Origin of the sequence: Halomonas sp. A29 (assembly GCF_046723295.1) — a bacterium.
Lineage (GTDB): Bacteria > Pseudomonadota > Gammaproteobacteria > Pseudomonadales > Halomonadaceae > Halomonas.
Genome location: NZ_JAXQPR010000003.1, coordinates 36,351 through 51,866, shown reverse-complemented (window position 1 = coordinate 51,866; position 15,516 = coordinate 36,351). Strand labels below are relative to the sequence as shown.

Here is a 15,516-nt window from a genome sequence, read left to right as displayed (position 1 = left end):
AGAACATGCAACAGTTGGATCACCAATTCATCGACAATCGCTGGGTGCCTTCACGAGGCGAACGTCGCCTGCCGGTAATGAATCCCAATCGCGAAGAGACGATCGCCGAGGTGACCGCCGGCCATCCGGACGATGTGGAAGATGCCGTAGCCGCAGCCTGCCGCGCCCTGCCTGCCTGGCGAGCGCTCACCGGTGCCGAGCGTGGTGCCTACCTCGAGGGCTTTGCCGATGGCCTGGCCCGGCGTCGGGAGGAGCTGATCCGGCTCTCCTCGACCAACAATGGCAAGGTGCTGGCCGAGGCTGGCATCGACCTCGACGATGCCATCGCCTGCTATCGCTACTACGCGCGTCAGGCACGCGAACTCGACCAACGCCAGGGTCGGCTCGTCGGGCTTGAAATGGACGGCGTCGAGGCACGCTGCTACCACGATCCGGTGGGCGTGGTCGGATTGATCACACCGTGGAATTTCCCGCTGGTGACCAGTGCATGGAAGCTCGCCCCGGCACTGGCCGCCGGCTGCACGGTGGTACTCAAGCCCTCCGAGGTGACACCGCTGCCCGAGCGGGTGTTGGCCGAGATCGCCCAGGAGATTGAGCTGCCCGACGGCGTACTCAACCTGTTGTTCGGCGACGGCGAGGGTGTCGGTGCACCGCTTGCCGCTCACCCCGGCATCGACAAGATCTCCTTCACCGGCAGCAACCGGATCGGCGAGGCGGTCATGCACGCCGCCGCCGAGCGCACCGCCGACGTTTCGCTGGAGCTCGGCGGCAAGTCGCCGATCCTGGTGATGGAGGATGCCGACCCCGCACAGGCGGCCGATTGGGTCATGGCCGGCATCTACTTCAATGCCGGCCAGATCTGCTCGGCCACCTCGCGGCTGATCGTCCACGAAGCCATCGCCGACAGGCTGTACGATGCCCTGGCTGAGCGCATCGATGCGCTGACACTCGGCGATCCGCTGGAGGAAGCGACCGACATGGGACCGCTGACCAGCGCCCGCCAGCGCGAGAACGTCCGAGCCTATCTCGCCGTTGCCGAGCACGAAGGCCTCAGCGCGGTGCGAGATGCCTACCACCGGCAATTGCCCGAACGGGGCTATTTCGTCGCCCCGACCCTCTTTCGCGACGTGCCGACCCAAAGCCGGCTGTGGCGCGAGGAGATCTTCGGCCCGGTACTGTGCGCGCGCAGCGTCGCAAGCGAACGGGAAGCGATCGACCTGGCCAACGATAGCGATTTTGGCCTGGCGGCAACCGTCGTGAGCGGCGACGAGGAGCGCGCCCGACGCATCGGCCGTCAGCTTCAGGCTGGCAGTGTCTGGATCAACAGCGAACAGCTGGTACTGCCCGAAACCGGCTGGGGCGGCTTCAAGCGCAGCGGTATCGGTCGCGAACTGGGACCATGGGGGCTTTCGGCCTACCTGGCGGTGAAACATCTCGTTGGCCCCGCTTGAAGCCGGTAGCTCACCTTTCCACGCTGGCATGACATAGAATCGTGGGCCGAAGCCTGGTATCAAGGAGGACACCGATGATCCGCATCCGCCCCTACCAGTCGGGCGACTGGCCTGCCATGTGGTCCTTCATCGCCCCGGTCCTGCACGCCGGCGACAGCTATGCCGTGCCCAGCCGGATCAGCGAGCCCGACGCCTATCGCATGTGGGTGGAGCTGCCGCGTGCGGTTCGGGTGGCCGAGGATAGTGCCGGCAACCTGCTCGGCACCTACTTTCTCAAACCCAACCAACCCGGCCCCGGCGATCATGTCTGTAACTGCGGCTACCTGGTGGCCGAAGAAGCCCGCGGCCAAGGTATTGCCAATCGGTTGTGCGAGGACTCCCTGCGCGTCGCCCGCGAACTCGGCTTCACCGCCATGCAGTTCAATATGGTGGTCTCGACCAATGAGGTAGCGATCCGCCAATGGCAGAAGCATGGCTTCGAGATCGTCGGCACCCTGCCCTGTGCCTTTCGCCACCCGCAGCTTGGGTTGGTCGATGCCCACGTCATGTACCGCCTTCTATAAGCAATGCGTTCTCTCGTTACGCAATGTCAGCGCGACAATTGACCCTGTCGGGGCCGTTGGGGCATTCTCACAACGGTTTGACCCGACAAAGGATAATTAAAATGAAAACGTTTGCACGCCGCACGCTGGCACTTGGCATCGCCCTCGCTCTCGCCTCCGCTGCCCAGGCTTCCGATTTCGAGGAGATGGATCCGGTCACCCTGCGCCTGGCCCACGTGGTCAACGAGCAGGACGGTTTCCACATCGCCGCGGTCAAGTTCCAGGAGCTGGTCGCCGAGCGCACGGAAGGTGCCGTTTCCATCGACATCTACCCGAATGCCTCGCTGGGCGACGAACGTACCCTGCTCGAAGGCATGCAGATCGGCACCGTCGACATGGGCGTGATCACCAACGGCCCGGTGGCCAACTTCGTCGAGGAAATGGCGGTGTTCGAACTGCCGTTCCTGTTCCCCTCGCCGGAGGCCGCCTACGAAGTGCTCGACGGTCCCATCGGCCAGGAGCTGCTCGACAAGCTTGCCGACGTCAATCTCAAGGGCCTGGCCTATGCCGAGCGCGGTTTTCGCAACCTGACCAACAGCGAGCGTGCGGTGCGCAACCCCGACGATCTCGATGGCCTGCGTATCCGCGTGATGGAGAATCCCGTCTACACCGACACCTTCCGCGAGCTTGGCGCCAACGCCATTCCCATGGCCTGGACCGAAGCCCTGACCGCCATGCAGCAAGGTACCATCGACGGCCAGGAGAACCCGGTCAACGTCATTCACTCGTTCAAGCTTCACGAAACCCAGGGCCACATGACGCTGTCGCGCCATACCTATGCGCCGGCCATCTTCGTCATGGGTATGCCGGCCTGGAACCTACTGCCTGAGGCCGCTCAGGAAGTCCTGGTACAGGCTGCCCGGGAAGCTGCCGAGCATGAGCGCCGCATGAACGCCGAGATGGAAGCCGATCAGCTCGACGAGCTGCGCGCCGCCGGCATGGAGATCGTCGACGATGCCGACCTCGAGGCCTTCCAGGCCGCCGTGGCACCCGTCTACCAGAAATACGGCGACCAGTTCGGCGACTACCTGACTCGCATCCAGGAGGCGCTGCAGTAACGTGAACTCTCCGCTGCACGCCTTCACCGGCCTGCTGCAGCGTATCGAACGTGCCCTCGACGCCGTCATCCAGCCCATCGTGTTCCTGGGCATGGCGGCGTTGATCGGCGTGATCACGCTGCAGATCGTATCCCGCGTCTTCTTCACCGCGGTAGGCTGGACCGAGGAAGTCGCGCGCTTCCTGCTGGTCTGGATCAGCTTTCTCGGCGCCACCCTGGCCTTTCAGCGTGGACGACACATTGCCGTCACCTTCGTCGTCGATGCCCTGCCCAGGCGGCTGACACAGCTGGCGCGCATCGCCGCCGTACTGGTGGCGCTGGGCTTCATGGTCGCGCTGATCGTGATCGGCTATCGCTACATGCAGGTGCAGAGCTTCCAGCGCTCGGCTTCTCTGCGCCTCTCGATGACCTATGTCTATGCCGTGATACCGATCTCCGCCGCGATCATGGCCTGGTACGCCCTGGTCGACGTGATCGAGCTCATCGTCAAGGGCCCCGAATCCACGGGTACCGGCAGCGGCACCGCCGAGGAGCCACCGGCATGACGGGCCTGCTCTTCCTGTTGTTCTTCGCCTTCATGCTGCTCGGCGTGCCCATTGCGCTCGCCATCGGCGCCAGCACCCTGCTCGCTCTCAACGCTCAGGGCGTGCCGTTGATGGTGGTCACCCAGCAGATGTTCCAGGGCATCAACTCCTTCGCCCTGGTGGCGGTACCGATGTTCATCCTCGCCGGCGATCTGATGGCGCAGGGCAAGGTCAGCGAAAAGCTGGTCGACTTCGCCGATTCGCTGTTCGGCTTCCTCAAGGGCGGCCTCTCTATCGTCTCGGTCGGCGCAGGCATGTTCTTCGCCGCCATTTCCGGCTCCGGTGCCGCCACCACCGCGGCCGTCGGTTCGAGCCTGGTGCCGGAACTCAAGCGCAAGGGCTACGACCCCGCTTCGGCAGCCAGCCTGATCGCTGCCAGCGGTACCATCGGCGTGGTCATCCCGCCCTCGGTGCCGATGATCATCTACGCTGTGGTCGCCCAGCAGTCGGTATCGAAGCTGTTCCTCAACGGCATCATCCCGGGCATTCTCATGGGCATCGGTCTTGCGGCCATTGCCATCGCCCAGGCCTATCGGCGCAACTACCCGCGCGGCACCGCGCTGTCGCTCGCCACGATTTGGCGCACCTTCAAGAGCGCCATATGGGGCTTGATGACGCCCGTAATCATTCTCGGCGGCATCTTTTCGGGCATCTTCACACCCAGCGAAGCCGCGGTGGTGGCGGTCAACTATGCCTTGCTGGTTTCGCTGTTCATCTACCGCGACCTGACGCTTGCCGATGTCTATCGAATCCTGATCCGCTCGGCGATCACCACTTCCGTGATCATGCTGGTCATCGCCACCTCGGCGGTGCTGAGCTGGACGCTTTCGAGCTGGCAGGTACCCGGCGCCATCGCCCAGGCAGTGCTGTCGCTGTCGACCGACCCCTATGTGATCATGCTGCTGGTCGTCGCGGTCATCCTGCTCACCGGCGTGTTCATCGAAACCGCCAGCGCCCTGATCATTCTCACGCCGGTGCTGTTGCCGCTGGTGCTGCAGCTCGGCATCGATCCGATCCACTTCGGTATCATCATCGTGATGGGGCTGGCGATCGGCATGATCACACCGCCGGTGGCGATCAATCTGTATGTCGCCTCCTCGGTGACCCAACTGCCGCTGGAGCGCATCACCCGCGCTATCCTGCCCTACCTGCTCGGACTCATCGCAGTCCTGCTGCTGGTGGTCTATGTTCCCATCATGCTGGGCTTCTCCGGCTGAAACAGGTTACGCTTGACGGTCGTGCGGCCTGGCCTCAGGCTTGCCGCATGATCGCCACCTGACGAAGGGATTCCACGTGACACCTATCCTGCGCATCGCCATTCCTCTCAGTCTTGTCCTGCTCGCAGGCTGCACTACCTACACCTATGAAGACGGCAGCCGTCAAACTCTCTGGGGAATACCCGCCGAGGAGGAAACCCGGCGCTTCGAAGACGATCGTCAAGCCGAAGGCGTGCGCTACCGCATCCCGGGGCAGATCGAGGAACCAAGAAGCGAAGAGTGAGCCGTGCAAGGAGAGCCAATGCCGCTCAAGGATGCAGGCGCAGCACCACGCTCAGGTTGTTGGCCGGCATCGGGATGGTTTGCTCGAGCATGAAGCCGTGCTGCTGGGCTTCGTCGACCACCTGCTCCAGGTCTCGCACACCCCACTGTGGATCACGCGCCTTGAGGTCGGCATCGAAGGCCGCATTGCTTGGTGAAGTATGCCGGCCGTCGCGCCGATAGGGACCGTAGAGATAGAGCACCCCGCCCTCCCGCAGGCGCTCGGCGGACCTCGACATCAATGCTTCGGTGACGTCCCAGGGCGAGATGTGCACGAGGTTGATCGCCACTACAGCATCGAAGGGGCCGGCAGGCCATATCCCCGCCACATCCAGCGGCAGCGGTTCGCGAAGATTGTCGAGCCCGGCATGCTCACGCCAGGCGCTGATGGAGTCCCGTGCATTTGGATTGGGGTCGCTGGGCTGCCACACCCAACCCGGTTCGGCGGCGGCGCAGTGTACGCCATGTTCGCCGCTGCCGCTGGCGACCTCGAGTATTCGGGCGCTCCCGGGCAGGATCGCTCTCAAGACATCCAGTATCGGCTGGCGATTGCGAGCCGCTGCAGGGCTCATCATGCGACGACTCATGCGCTTGGTCGGCCTCGCTAGTTAATGGTCGGCAGGTAAACGGAAAGCCCCGGCGTTTTGGCCGGGGCCGGTCATTCAAGGGTGACGACGGGGTCTGTGCTCTGCCGTTGAACGCGCCTGGCGCCCACGGAAACCGTCCAGCATCTGCTTGCCCTTACGCTTCAGCCTCGCCCGGTTCTCGGGTTTGCGCAGCCACCAGGCAGCCGCGAGTCCTATCAGCTTCTTCATCCTGACCTCCTGTTGTCGGATGGGTGACTCTTCCTGTATGGACGTCGCCATGGGCCAGGTCAAGCGCAACGGCACGATACTCACGGCGTAGCCGCCTGACGGCACGCCGGGCCAGCGCCTGGGAACGAGCCCCCGACTCAGGAATTCGTTGGCTGCTCGCTGCCGGCTTCCGCCTGAGATTCCATGGCCTTGGCAATGAATTCCTCGCTGCGCCGATTGGCCGGGCGATCCTTCAAACCAGCCCAGTAGGCTTCGAATTCGGGGCGCCTTTCCAGCGTACCGAACTGCATGCCCCAGCCGATATGCGAACCGACGTAGACATCCGCGGCGGTGAATGTTTCGCCCGCGATGTACCGGCGCCCAGCCACTGCGCTGGCAAGCGTGTCGACCACTGTCTCGTACTTGCCGCAGCCGAACTGCAGCTCCTGCTCCGGTGTCATCGAGTAGCCGGCATGCTTGAGTGACAGAGCCATTTCCATTGGACCGGCGGCGAAGAACAGCCAGCGAAAATAATCCCCACGCGCCTCGGGCGTCGGCAGGAGGCCGGCCTCAGGAAAGGCCTCGGCCAGGTAGGCGCAGATCGCCGCCGCCTCGGTCACCACAGTCTCGCCGTGACGGATGGCCGGTACCTTGCCCATCGGGTTGACGGCCAGATACTCCGGCGACTTCATCGAAGTCCCGAACTCGAGCACCTCCATGCGATAGGGCTGGCCGACCTCCTCCAGCATCCAGTGCACGATGCCGGCACGCGACAAGGGATTGGTATAAAAGACGAGTTCCTGTTCCATTTTCAATTGCTCCTTCTCTCGGCTTGGGGTGGTAACAGGATAAACCATGGCAGTGACAGAACATGGCAGCAGCGTTTGCAGCCACTCGTTGTGTAGTACGTGCCGACGCCGTGGATAGCGTTGCCCTGTCGCCACCGCCGTTTCGATGCGATCGGCTCGAAAATGGCGATACTCGGCGCGCAGCTCGCACCAGGCGGCAACGATCCGGGTCGATTCGAAGAAGGCAATGGCACAAGGCCAGATGGTGCGAGAGGAATGCCGCCCCTGCTGGTCGCGATAGCTGATCTCGAGCTTCTGCTCGTCTCGTATCGCCCGCCGAAGAACTTCAAGGTCGACGGCCTGTGGCCGCTTCCAGCCGGGGCCGATGATGAGCGCCGAGTTTTCCAGTCGATGGCGCTGTTCGCAGGGCAGCACCGCTGCAACCTTGGCGAGGGCTTCGCTGGCAGCCACGGCCAGCCCCTCGTCAGCTCGCTCTTCCACCCACTTCAGTCCCAGGGCCACTGCCTCGAGCTCCTCCTCGGAGAACATCAGAGGCGGCAGCAGCAATCCAGGTTTCAGCACGTAGCCTAGCCCCGCCTCGCCCTCGATCTCGGCACCGATGGCCTTGAGTGCCGCAATGTCCCGATACAGGGTACGCAACGAGATACCCAGCTCATCCGCCAGCACCGTACCGCTGACGGGCCGGCGGTGGTGTCGCAGGGCTTGCATGAGGTCGAACAGCCGCGTCGTCCGGGACATGGAACTTGTCTATCTCGCGCTCACTGGTTGATGGAAAGCAAGGACTTACCTGCCCGGCTTCGTCCGGCGGGGCTTGCTGCCCCTGCCGGCCTGGCTGCCCGTCGGCTTGGGTTTCCCATGCAGTGGCTTCTTCTTGTGGCCATTGGCCGTCTGCTTCGCTCCGGCTCCCTTGCTGGCGGTTCCGCCCTTGGACGTGGTCGTCTTGGCCTTGGACGTCTTGCTCTTGGAATTGCCACTCGAAGACGCTTTGCCTTTATTGGCCTGCCTACCTGTGGCCGCAGCCCCTTTTGCTGCCTTGGCCGTCCTGCGCTTGCTTGGTGCTTTGGGTGGCGATGCCTTCCTGCCGTCAGCTGCTGCGTCGGACCTGGAGCTCTCTGTCAACGCGATGATGGTGTCGACCTCCTTTTGAGTCAGATCGCGCCAGTCTCCGAGTGCCAGCCCCTTGAGCGACACGTTCATGATCCGGATACGCTCGAGCCTGGTGACCTCGTAACCGAATTTCTCGCACATTCGCCGGATCTGGCGATTCAGCCCCTGCACCAGAGTGATGTTGAAAACGAAGGTCGACTCCTTGACGACTTTGCAGCGCTTGGTCACTTCCCCAAGGATGCGCACACCGGAGCCCATTCCCTCTATGAACTCGTCGGTAACCGGCTTGTCGACGGTGACCCGATACTCCTTTTCATGATTGTTGCTGGCACGCAGGATCTTGTTGACCAGGTCGCCGTTATTGGTAAGAAAAATGAGCCCCTGGGAGTCCTTGTCCAGCCGGCCGATGGGGAAGATACGCACCCCATGCTTGACGAAGTCGACGATGTTGTCCTTCTCGCTCTGCTCGGTGGTACTGACGATGCCCACCGGCTTGTTCAGGGCGATGAATACCAGGTCCTCGGCTTCCTGGGGTTCGATGAGCTGACCGTTGACCTTGACGACATCACCGGGAAACACCTGATCTCCGGTCTTGGCGCGCTTGCCGTTGAGGAGCACGTTACCCTGCTCGACATAGCGGTCGGCCTCCCGCCTGGAACACATGCCGCTTTCACTGATGTACTTGTTGATACGTGTAGAAGAACCGAAGGCCATAGCGCTCTTACCAGAAGGAATACGAAGGTCTGTCAGGCATTCAAGCATGCACGCCTGATCGGTGAAAGGCCCAGGCAGGCGTCATTCTCCGAACGCATTCGCCACGTTCAGAAAAAGACGCACTTTCAAGCTCAGTTGATGAAGAGACTCAGACGCGAGCTCAACGTGTAGTTCGCTTCCAGTGCCATCAGGGCTGCAAGGAACAGCAGGGCCGCCGGTGGCAGCAGTATCGTATAGATGATTGACAGGCGCTCCCAGGCCATGTGCATGAAGAAGGCAACGATCAGACCGGCCTTGAGCAGCATGAACAGAGTGATCAAGCCCCACTTGGGTAGGCCCTCGAGCCCCGAAACGTCCACCAGGTACGAGAACACGCTGAGCACGAACAGCCAGACCCATACGCGTAGGTAGACGCGCAATTCCGGTTGGTGATGAGTGTTGTTCTGATCCATGCCAACCTCCTACCACAAATAGAAGAACGCAAAGATGAAGACCCATACCAGATCGACGAAATGCCAGTAGAGCCCCAGGCTCTCGATCATGCCGTAGTTGCCCTTGCGACCGGTGAGGAAGCCAGGGCGGCCCCTCTCCAGGGAGCCCCGTGTGACCTTGACCGCCATGATCAGGATGAAGATAACGCCAATGGTGACGTGGGTGCCGTGAAAGCCGGTGATCAAAAAGAATACGGCGCCGAACTGAGCCGCCCCCCAGGGATTCTGCCAGGGGCGTACACCTTCACCGATGAGCATGGCCCACTCGAAGGCCTGCATGCCGACGAAGGCAGCCCCGAGCAGTGCCGTGATCAGGAGCAGCACAGCCGTTCGGCGGCGGTCGTTGGCATAGCCGTACTTGACTGCCAGCGCCATGGTGCCACTGCTCGAGATCAGGACGAACGTCATGATGGCTATCAGCAACAGTGGAATCGACTGCCCTGCAATGGTCAGCGCGAATACCTCGCTGGCATCCGGCCAGGGTTCCACGGTAGACATACGCAGCACCATGTAGCCGACCAGAAAGCAGGCAAAGATGAACACATCGCTGAGGATGAACAGCCACATCATCGCCTTGCCCCAAGGCACGTCGAACACGCGTCGCTCCGCCGACCAGTCGCTGACCAGGCCTGGTACCCCCGCCTGATTCATCGGGCTGCTGACTTGCTCTGGCGACAGTGGACTGCCGGGGTGCGGATTAGCCATGATCACGTCCTCAATTCATGTGGTCAGCAGCAGCGCGAAGAGAATTACCCATACCACCAGCAGGAAATGCCAGTACAACGCACACAGTTCGACGCTGGGCAGCATGGCTCGGGGTGTGGCGCCCCGCTGCAGGCGGAACAAGCTGCGCGACCAGGCAAACAGCCCGCCCAGAAGATGCAGAGCGTGGAGCGCCGTCAACAGGAAGAAGAAGGCATTGGCCGGGTTGGCTGACAGGTACACTCCCCTGTGCTGTAACTGCCACCAGGCGAGTGCCTGACTCAGGATAAAGGAGATGGTGAAACCACCCCCCAGCAGCAAACCCCGCCGCAACTGCAGCGCTCTGCCATGGCGTGCAGCATTCCAGGCGGCCTGCAGCGCCACGCTGCCCAATACCAGACAGGCGCTGTTCCACCACAGCAGGCCGGGCACCGTCAATGGACGCCAGTCATGGCCCATCTCCTGGCGCATCAGGTAGGCGCTGATGGTCAACGCGAAAAGCGACGAGGCCACCGCAAGGAACACTGCCAGCCCCACACGCGGAGCGGTCGCAGCTGGTGGCAGTTGGCTGCTCTGCGCACCGGCTGCCTGCGCCTCCCACGGGCGCACGTTGATCGAATGACTGAACAGCCAGCCACCGAACAGAGCCATCATCACAGCCAGGAACACCAGCGTCACGGTCATGACGGCAGCCTCCCTGACGGAACGCCCTGCTCCACCGGATCGACCATCTCGACCTCATTGGGCGCCATGTTCTGGGGGATGAAGTCATGCCTGGCACCGGGTACTCCGTAGTCATAGGCCCAGCGATAGACCACCGGCAGCTCGGCGCCGAAGTTGCCGTGGCGCGGCGGGGTGTGTTCCGTCTGCCACTCCAGAGTGGTCGCATGCCATGGATTGGGCCCCGCCTCGCGACCTCGGAAGTAACTGCGCACCAGGTTGTAGAAGAACACCAGTTGCACCAGCGCAACGATGATCGCCGCCACGCTCATGAAGGCATTGAGGGTCTGGATCGAATCAGGGATGAAGGCAGTCTCGCCGTAGCCATAGTAGCGGCGTGGCACACCGGCAAACCCCATGAAGTGCATCGGGTAGAACACCGCGTAGGTCCCCAGGAAGGTGACCCAGAAGTGGATCTTGCCCAAGGTGTCGTCGAGCATGCGTCCGGTGATCTTGGGGTACCAGTGGTAAATCGCGCCGAACACCACCAGCACCGGTGCCACCGCCATCACCATGTGGAAGTGGCCGACCACGAAGTAGGTATCCGCCAGCGGCACGTCGACGGTGACGTTGCCCAGGAACAAGCCGCTGAGGCCACCGTTGACGAAGGTAAAGATGAAACCGATGGCGAACAGCATCGGCACCGTCAGGCGTATATTGCCGCGCCACAGCGTCAGCACCCAGTTGTAGACCTTGATGGCCGTGGGCACGGCGATGATCAGGGTGGTGGTGGCGAACAGGAAGCCGAAGTAAGGATTCATGCCGCTGATGAACATGTGGTGGGCCCAGACCACGAAGCTGAGTACGCCGATGATGATGATCGCCCAAACCATCATGCGATAGCCGAAGATGTTCTTGCGCGCATGGGTGGCGAGAATGTCGGAAACGATGCCGAACGCCGGCAGCGCGACGATGTACACCTCGGGATGGCCAAAGAACCAGAACAGGTGCTGATAGAGCAAGGGGCTGCCGCCCTCATGGCCGGACTGCTCGCCGAGGTTGAGCATCTCCGGCATGAAGAAGCTGGTGCCCAGCAGCATGTCGCAGAGCATCATCAGGATCGCCACCAGCAGCGCCGGAAACGCCAGTAGTGCCATCACCGTGGCCATGAAGATGCCCCAGATGGTCAACGGCAGGCGCATCAACGTCATGCCGCGGGTACGCGCCTGGAGCACCGTGACCACGTAATTCAGACCGCCCATGGTAAAACCGGCGATGAACACCGCCAGCGAAGCGAACATCAGCAGGATACCGCCATTGATGCCCGGCGTGCCGGGGCTGATCGCCTGGGGAGGATAGAGCGTCCAGCCGGCCCCCGTCGCCCCGCCGGGGACGAAGAAACTCGCCACCAGGATCAGGACCGCCACCAGGTAGAACCAGTAGCTCAGCATGTTGAGATAGGGAAAGGCCATGTCCCGCGCACCGCACATCAAAGGGATCAGATAGTTGCCGAAGGCCCCCAGGAACAGTGCGGTGAGAAGATAGACCACCATGATCATGCCGTGCATGGTGACGTACTGCAGATAGCTCGACGGGTCGATCAGCGAGAAGGTGTTGGGAAACCCCAATTGCAGGCGCATCAGAATCGACAGCACCAGCGCCACCAGCCCGATGGCTATGGCGGTGATACCGTACTGGATGGCGATCACCTTGGCGTCCTGGCTCCAAACATACTTGCCAAGGAAGGTCTTGGGGTGAACCAGTTCCACGTTGTCGAACTCGCCCGCCTGGGCGTGTGGCACACTATGCTGTCCATGTTCCGCCATCGAATCACTCCTCCACGCCACCAGGATTCACCGCCGCCATTTCCACCCTGGGCTGAGGCAGGGTCATGATGTAGGCGACCACATCGCTGACGGCTCTGTCGTCGACCAGCACCTGAGCCATCTCGATCATCTGATTACCGTAGGGATCCTCGCGGTGTCGCCCGCGCACCCCCTGCCGGAAATTCTGTAGCTGCCGCTCCAGATACCAGTCCGACATTCCCGCCAGGCGCGGGCCGTTGGTGGCGCGTATGCCTTGCCCCTGCTGGCCATGGCAATTGGCACAGGTACGATAGCGCCGTGCACCTCGCTCGGGATCGCCACCGACCAGGCTGGCCTGAACGGGTTGGTCGGGCAGGGTTTCGATATAGGCCGACACGTCGGACATTGCCTGGCGATCGGGCAGCATGGTGGCGAACGGCCGCATCTGCTGGCCATGGGTATCGTCTTCGTGACTGCCGCGGGCACCGGAGCGGAACAGAGCCAACTGGCGTTCGAGATACCAGCTATCCAATCCGGCAAGCTTGGGGGCATTGATCGCCTGGTTGCCCTGTCCCTCGGCACCGTGACAGGCGGCACAGCTGGCATAGCTTGCCTCTCCCGCCTCCGGATCGCCTGGCGCCAGCGCGGCGAGTTCGGCATAGGTAGGCTGTTCGGCGAGCCAGGCGTCGAACACTTCCTGCTCGACGACCTCGACGCGTCCACGCATGGCGAAATGGGCGATGCCGCACAGCTGAGCGCAGACGATCTCGTATTCGCCCATCTCGGTGGGTGTGAACCAGAAGTAAGAGGTCTGTCCCGGCACCATGTCCATCTTGGCGCGGAAGTTGGCCACCTTGACGTTGTGCAGCACATCCTTGGAGCGCAGGACCATCTTGACCGGGCGATCGACGGGCAGCACCAAGTGCGGCGCCGAGATCAAGATGTCGTCCTGGCCAGCAGGGTCGTCGACCATGCCGAAAGGGTTATGCTCGTCGATGAAACGATTGTGGACCGACCCGAAACGGCCGTCCTCCCCGGGGAAGCGGAAACTCCAGTGCCACTGCTGCCCCACCACCTCGACCTCGTGGGCATCTTCCGGGGGCGAAACGAAAGAAGCCCAGACGAGCAGCCCTGGAGCCAGCAAGCCTGCAATCCCCAGCGTGGTCAGGCCGGTAAGCCACAATTCCAGTGACTTGTTCTCGGGATCGTACTGTGAGCGTCGCCGCTTGTTGAAGCGATAGCGCACGATCACATGGGCCAGGAACAGGTTGACGGCAAGGAAGACCGCCCCGGTCACCCAAAGCGTGATCTGGATGGTATCGTCGATGGCTCCCCAGTTGGAGGCCAGCGGAGTGAGATACCAGGGACTGAAGAAGAAGAACAGCACCGACCCCATCGCCAGCACGATGACCGCAACCGCAATTGCCATGGCCTATCTCCTTCCATCAGCAAGGAGTAGAAAACGATGACGGTGACGCGGAACCCTAGACACCGGTACCGCAATGATGCCGGCGCTCTTCCGGCGTAACCTTGTCGATGATCACCTCGGGGTGATGTCGATGAATCGCCGAGTAGATCATCGACTCACGCTCGTTAGGCACATCCACCATCATCAGATAAGCCCCGTGCTCGATCTCATCCTCGTACTTGTCGACCTTCACGTCGTGCACGGACACACCAACCATGGTGCTGGTCCAGACACCGAACAGGCCACCAAAGATGCCCATTCCAAGGATCACAGTGGCAATACCGGCATTGGTAAAGCCCTCGCCCAGTACGTAGTAGACCACGATGCCGAGCGCACAGCCGAGGGGGAAACCGAACAGCAGACCGCGCACTGCGGCATGTCCGACATCAGAGGTCTGGAGCAAGGTAGCGTTATTGACGCCACGCTCTTTGAGTTTCAGCCAGTTACGGCCAGTGACATGAACTTCCTTGTTGGTCAGGCCCAAGTCGGCCAGTTCATGTGCAATATTGACGGTAGTATCCAGGTCAGGGGTAAGAAAATAGAGGCGCTGCATGGCATGCCCTCCTCATATGCAGGGGAGACGCACGCGGCAGGGGCGCACATTCAACTGTGCAAGTCACTTCCTTAATTATTTATCCCTAACATGTCACGGCGTCTTAGTTGACCCGATCCATTGGGTATTTCCTTTATCAAGGTTGTCTATATTTCCTTTTGGGGCAAGTTCCTTTTAGCCTGATTGGTGGCACTTGGCTTCTGCGAGAACATACCGCGCAACCGGTAGTCGACTTTCGGAATTGAAGCCGGCAATAATGAAACCGCTGACCGGGCGCTGCGAACGGCGAACTCATGGCGACGACGCTGCACGACGCACGGGAGGAGACGTCTTACCTCGAAGCGGCCCAGAGGTTCCAGGCAATAGGTGCCTTGTGATCGTCATCCGGCTAGACTAGCTGTATAGACAATTCGCTTTTTGCCAGAAGGACTCAGCACAGCATGGGTAGCACGATTCCTCTCTACCTGCAGATCCAGCAGCACCTGCTGGAAAAGATCAACGGGGGTGACTGGCCAGCACATCACCAAATTCCACCGGAAGAGCAGTTGGCACGGGACTTCGGTGTCAGCCGCATGACGGCCAACAAGGCAATTCGCGACCTGGTGCAGCAAGGTTACCTGATTCGCCAGCCGGGGCTCGGGACCTTCGTCACCGATCGCAAGGCAGAATCGTCGCTGGTCGAAGTTCACAACATCGCCGAGGAGGTGCGTAGCCGTGGCCATGTCTACTCCAACGACGTACTGTGCAGTGAAGCGATCGACGCCGATGACGAAGTGGCACTCCGCCTCGGCGTACGCCTGGGCACGCGTGTCTTCCACACCCTGATCGTGCATCGGGAGAACGGCATACCGATCCAGCTCGAGAATCGCTACGTCAACCCTCGCTGGGCACCGGACTACCTGGGCACCGACTTCACTCGCCACACTCCCAACGAGGTGCTCGTAGCGGCCTGTCCGATCAGCGACATCGAGCATGTGGTCGAGGCGGTGCTGGTGGACGAGACCACCGCACGCTACCTGGACACCGACACGACCCGTCCCTGTCTGAGCATGATACGTCGCACGTGGTCCGACGATCACCTGATCAGCTATGCCCGTCTCATCCATCCCGGCGAGCGCTACAAGCTGCGCTCCTCCTTGCATCGAAGCTGACGACTGGCGTTGAAAGTACCGTTACCGTCT

The 15,516-nt window shown here is 61.8% G+C and carries 17 protein-coding genes; 7 read left to right on the top strand and 10 right to left on the bottom strand.

The window, feature by feature from the left end:
* Positions 1–5 precede the first annotated feature (5 nt).
* The 6 genes from SPH52_RS06285 to SPH52_RS06260 all read left to right on the top strand — a co-directional run bounded on the left by SPH52_RS06285 (position 6) and on the right by SPH52_RS06260 (position 5,194).
* Positions 6–1,451: an aldehyde dehydrogenase family protein gene (locus SPH52_RS06285; protein WP_411794155.1), complete on the top strand. Its 1,446-nt coding sequence runs from the start codon at positions 6–8 to the stop codon at positions 1,449–1,451.
* Positions 1,452–1,525: 74 nt separating this feature from the next.
* Positions 1,526–2,014, top strand: coding sequence for an N-acetyltransferase family protein (locus SPH52_RS06280; protein WP_411794154.1), 489 nt, complete (start codon positions 1,526–1,528; stop codon positions 2,012–2,014).
* A 101-nt stretch (positions 2,015–2,115) separates the two neighbouring features.
* Positions 2,116–3,111, top strand: coding sequence for a TRAP transporter substrate-binding protein (locus SPH52_RS06275; RefSeq protein WP_411794153.1), 996 nt, complete (start codon positions 2,116–2,118; stop codon positions 3,109–3,111).
* Position 3,112: 1 nt separating this feature from the next.
* Positions 3,113–3,655 (top strand): TRAP transporter small permease, encoded by a 543-nt coding sequence (locus SPH52_RS06270; RefSeq protein ID WP_411794152.1) that lies wholly within the window; start codon positions 3,113–3,115, stop codon positions 3,653–3,655.
* Complete coding sequence (locus SPH52_RS06265) at positions 3,652–4,911, top strand: TRAP transporter large permease (RefSeq protein ID WP_411794151.1); 1,260 nt, start codon at positions 3,652–3,654, stop codon at positions 4,909–4,911. The genes SPH52_RS06270 and SPH52_RS06265 overlap by 4 nt, the downstream gene beginning before the upstream one ends.
* A gap of 76 nt (positions 4,912–4,987) precedes the next feature.
* Positions 4,988–5,194 carry a hypothetical protein gene (locus SPH52_RS06260; protein ID WP_411794150.1) on the top strand — a complete coding sequence of 69 codons (207 nt, stop codon included), beginning with the start codon at positions 4,988–4,990 and terminating at the stop codon, positions 5,192–5,194.
* A gap of 25 nt (positions 5,195–5,219) precedes the next feature.
* On the opposite strand, the gene SPH52_RS06255 is transcribed toward SPH52_RS06260, so the two are convergent.
* The 10 genes from SPH52_RS06255 to SPH52_RS06210 form a co-directional block, all read right to left on the bottom strand.
* A complete protein-coding gene (locus tag SPH52_RS06255; RefSeq protein ID WP_411794149.1) occupies positions 5,220–5,807 on the bottom strand; it encodes a DUF938 domain-containing protein in 588 nt (195 codons plus the stop codon).
* Between the two features lie 87 nt (positions 5,808–5,894).
* Entirely contained in the window at positions 5,895–6,047 is a 153-nt protein-coding gene (locus tag SPH52_RS06250) for a hypothetical protein (RefSeq protein WP_411794148.1), read from the bottom strand.
* 137 nt (positions 6,048–6,184) lie between these two features.
* Complete coding sequence (locus SPH52_RS06245; RefSeq protein ID WP_411794147.1) at positions 6,185–7,573, bottom strand: HTH domain-containing protein; 1,389 nt, start codon at positions 7,571–7,573, stop codon at positions 6,185–6,187.
* Positions 7,574–7,618: 45 nt separating this feature from the next.
* Positions 7,619–8,656, bottom strand: a complete 1,038-nt coding sequence (rluF, locus tag SPH52_RS06240; RefSeq protein ID WP_411794540.1) for a 23S rRNA pseudouridine(2604) synthase RluF — start codon at positions 8,654–8,656, stop codon at positions 7,619–7,621.
* Between the two features lie 131 nt (positions 8,657–8,787).
* A complete protein-coding gene (locus SPH52_RS06235; protein WP_411794146.1) occupies positions 8,788–9,108 on the bottom strand; it encodes a cytochrome C oxidase subunit IV family protein in 321 nt (106 codons plus the stop codon).
* 9 nt (positions 9,109–9,117) lie between these two features.
* Positions 9,118–9,852 carry a heme-copper oxidase subunit III family protein gene (locus SPH52_RS06230; protein WP_411794145.1) on the bottom strand — a complete coding sequence of 245 codons (735 nt, stop codon included), beginning with the start codon at positions 9,850–9,852 and terminating at the stop codon, positions 9,118–9,120.
* A 15-nt stretch (positions 9,853–9,867) separates the two neighbouring features.
* Complete coding sequence (locus SPH52_RS06225; protein WP_411794144.1) at positions 9,868–10,533, bottom strand: cytochrome c oxidase subunit 3; 666 nt, start codon at positions 10,531–10,533, stop codon at positions 9,868–9,870.
* On the bottom strand, positions 10,530–12,335 hold the full coding sequence (locus SPH52_RS06220; protein ID WP_411794143.1) for a cbb3-type cytochrome c oxidase subunit I: 1,806 nt from the start codon (positions 12,333–12,335) through the stop codon (positions 10,530–10,532). Before SPH52_RS06220 ends, SPH52_RS06225 begins: the two co-directional genes overlap by 4 nt.
* Positions 12,336–12,339: 4 nt before the next feature.
* Positions 12,340–13,743: a c-type cytochrome gene (locus tag SPH52_RS06215; RefSeq protein ID WP_411794142.1), complete on the bottom strand. Its 1,404-nt coding sequence runs from the start codon at positions 13,741–13,743 to the stop codon at positions 12,340–12,342.
* A gap of 55 nt (positions 13,744–13,798) precedes the next feature.
* Complete coding sequence (locus SPH52_RS06210; protein WP_411794141.1) at positions 13,799–14,335, bottom strand: DUF1269 domain-containing protein; 537 nt, start codon at positions 14,333–14,335, stop codon at positions 13,799–13,801.
* Between the two features lie 440 nt (positions 14,336–14,775).
* On the opposite strand from SPH52_RS06210, the gene hutC reads away from it, so the two are divergent.
* Positions 14,776–15,486 (top strand): histidine utilization repressor, encoded by a 711-nt coding sequence (gene hutC / locus SPH52_RS06205; protein WP_411794140.1) that lies wholly within the window; start codon positions 14,776–14,778, stop codon positions 15,484–15,486.
* Positions 15,487–15,516: the final 30 nt, after the last annotated feature.

Excerpts from the sequence above, each read along its gene's own strand:
- SPH52_RS06285 (WP_411794155.1), top strand. The coding sequence starts at position 6 with ATGCAACAGTTGGATCACCAATTCATCGACAATCGCTGGGTGCCTTCA.
- SPH52_RS06280 (WP_411794154.1), top strand. The coding sequence starts at position 1,526 with ATGATCCGCATCCGCCCCTACCAGTCGGGCGACTGGCCTGCCATGTGG.
- SPH52_RS06275 (WP_411794153.1), top strand. The coding sequence starts at position 2,116 with ATGAAAACGTTTGCACGCCGCACGCTGGCACTTGGCATCGCCCTCGCT.
- SPH52_RS06265 (WP_411794151.1), top strand. The coding sequence starts at position 3,652 with ATGACGGGCCTGCTCTTCCTGTTGTTCTTCGCCTTCATGCTGCTCGGC.
- SPH52_RS06255 (WP_411794149.1), bottom strand. The coding sequence starts at position 5,807 with ATGATGAGCCCTGCAGCGGCTCGCAATCGCCAGCCGATACTGGATGTC.
- SPH52_RS06250 (WP_411794148.1), bottom strand. The coding sequence starts at position 6,047 with ATGAAGAAGCTGATAGGACTCGCGGCTGCCTGGTGGCTGCGCAAACCC.
- SPH52_RS06245 (WP_411794147.1), bottom strand. The coding sequence starts at position 7,573 with ATGTCCCGGACGACGCGGCTGTTCGACCTCATGCAAGCCCTGCGACAC.
- rluF (WP_411794540.1), bottom strand. The coding sequence starts at position 8,656 with ATGGCCTTCGGTTCTTCTACACGTATCAACAAGTACATCAGTGAAAGC.
- SPH52_RS06235 (WP_411794146.1), bottom strand. The coding sequence starts at position 9,108 with ATGGATCAGAACAACACTCATCACCAACCGGAATTGCGCGTCTACCTA.
- SPH52_RS06230 (WP_411794145.1), bottom strand. The coding sequence starts at position 9,852 with ATGGCTAATCCGCACCCCGGCAGTCCACTGTCGCCAGAGCAAGTCAGC.
- SPH52_RS06225 (WP_411794144.1), bottom strand. The coding sequence starts at position 10,533 with ATGACCGTGACGCTGGTGTTCCTGGCTGTGATGATGGCTCTGTTCGGT.
- SPH52_RS06220 (WP_411794143.1), bottom strand. The coding sequence starts at position 12,335 with ATGGCGGAACATGGACAGCATAGTGTGCCACACGCCCAGGCGGGCGAG.
- SPH52_RS06215 (WP_411794142.1), bottom strand. The coding sequence starts at position 13,743 with ATGGCAATTGCGGTTGCGGTCATCGTGCTGGCGATGGGGTCGGTGCTG.
- SPH52_RS06210 (WP_411794141.1), bottom strand. The coding sequence starts at position 14,335 with ATGCAGCGCCTCTATTTTCTTACCCCTGACCTGGATACTACCGTCAAT.
- hutC (WP_411794140.1), top strand. The coding sequence starts at position 14,776 with ATGGGTAGCACGATTCCTCTCTACCTGCAGATCCAGCAGCACCTGCTG.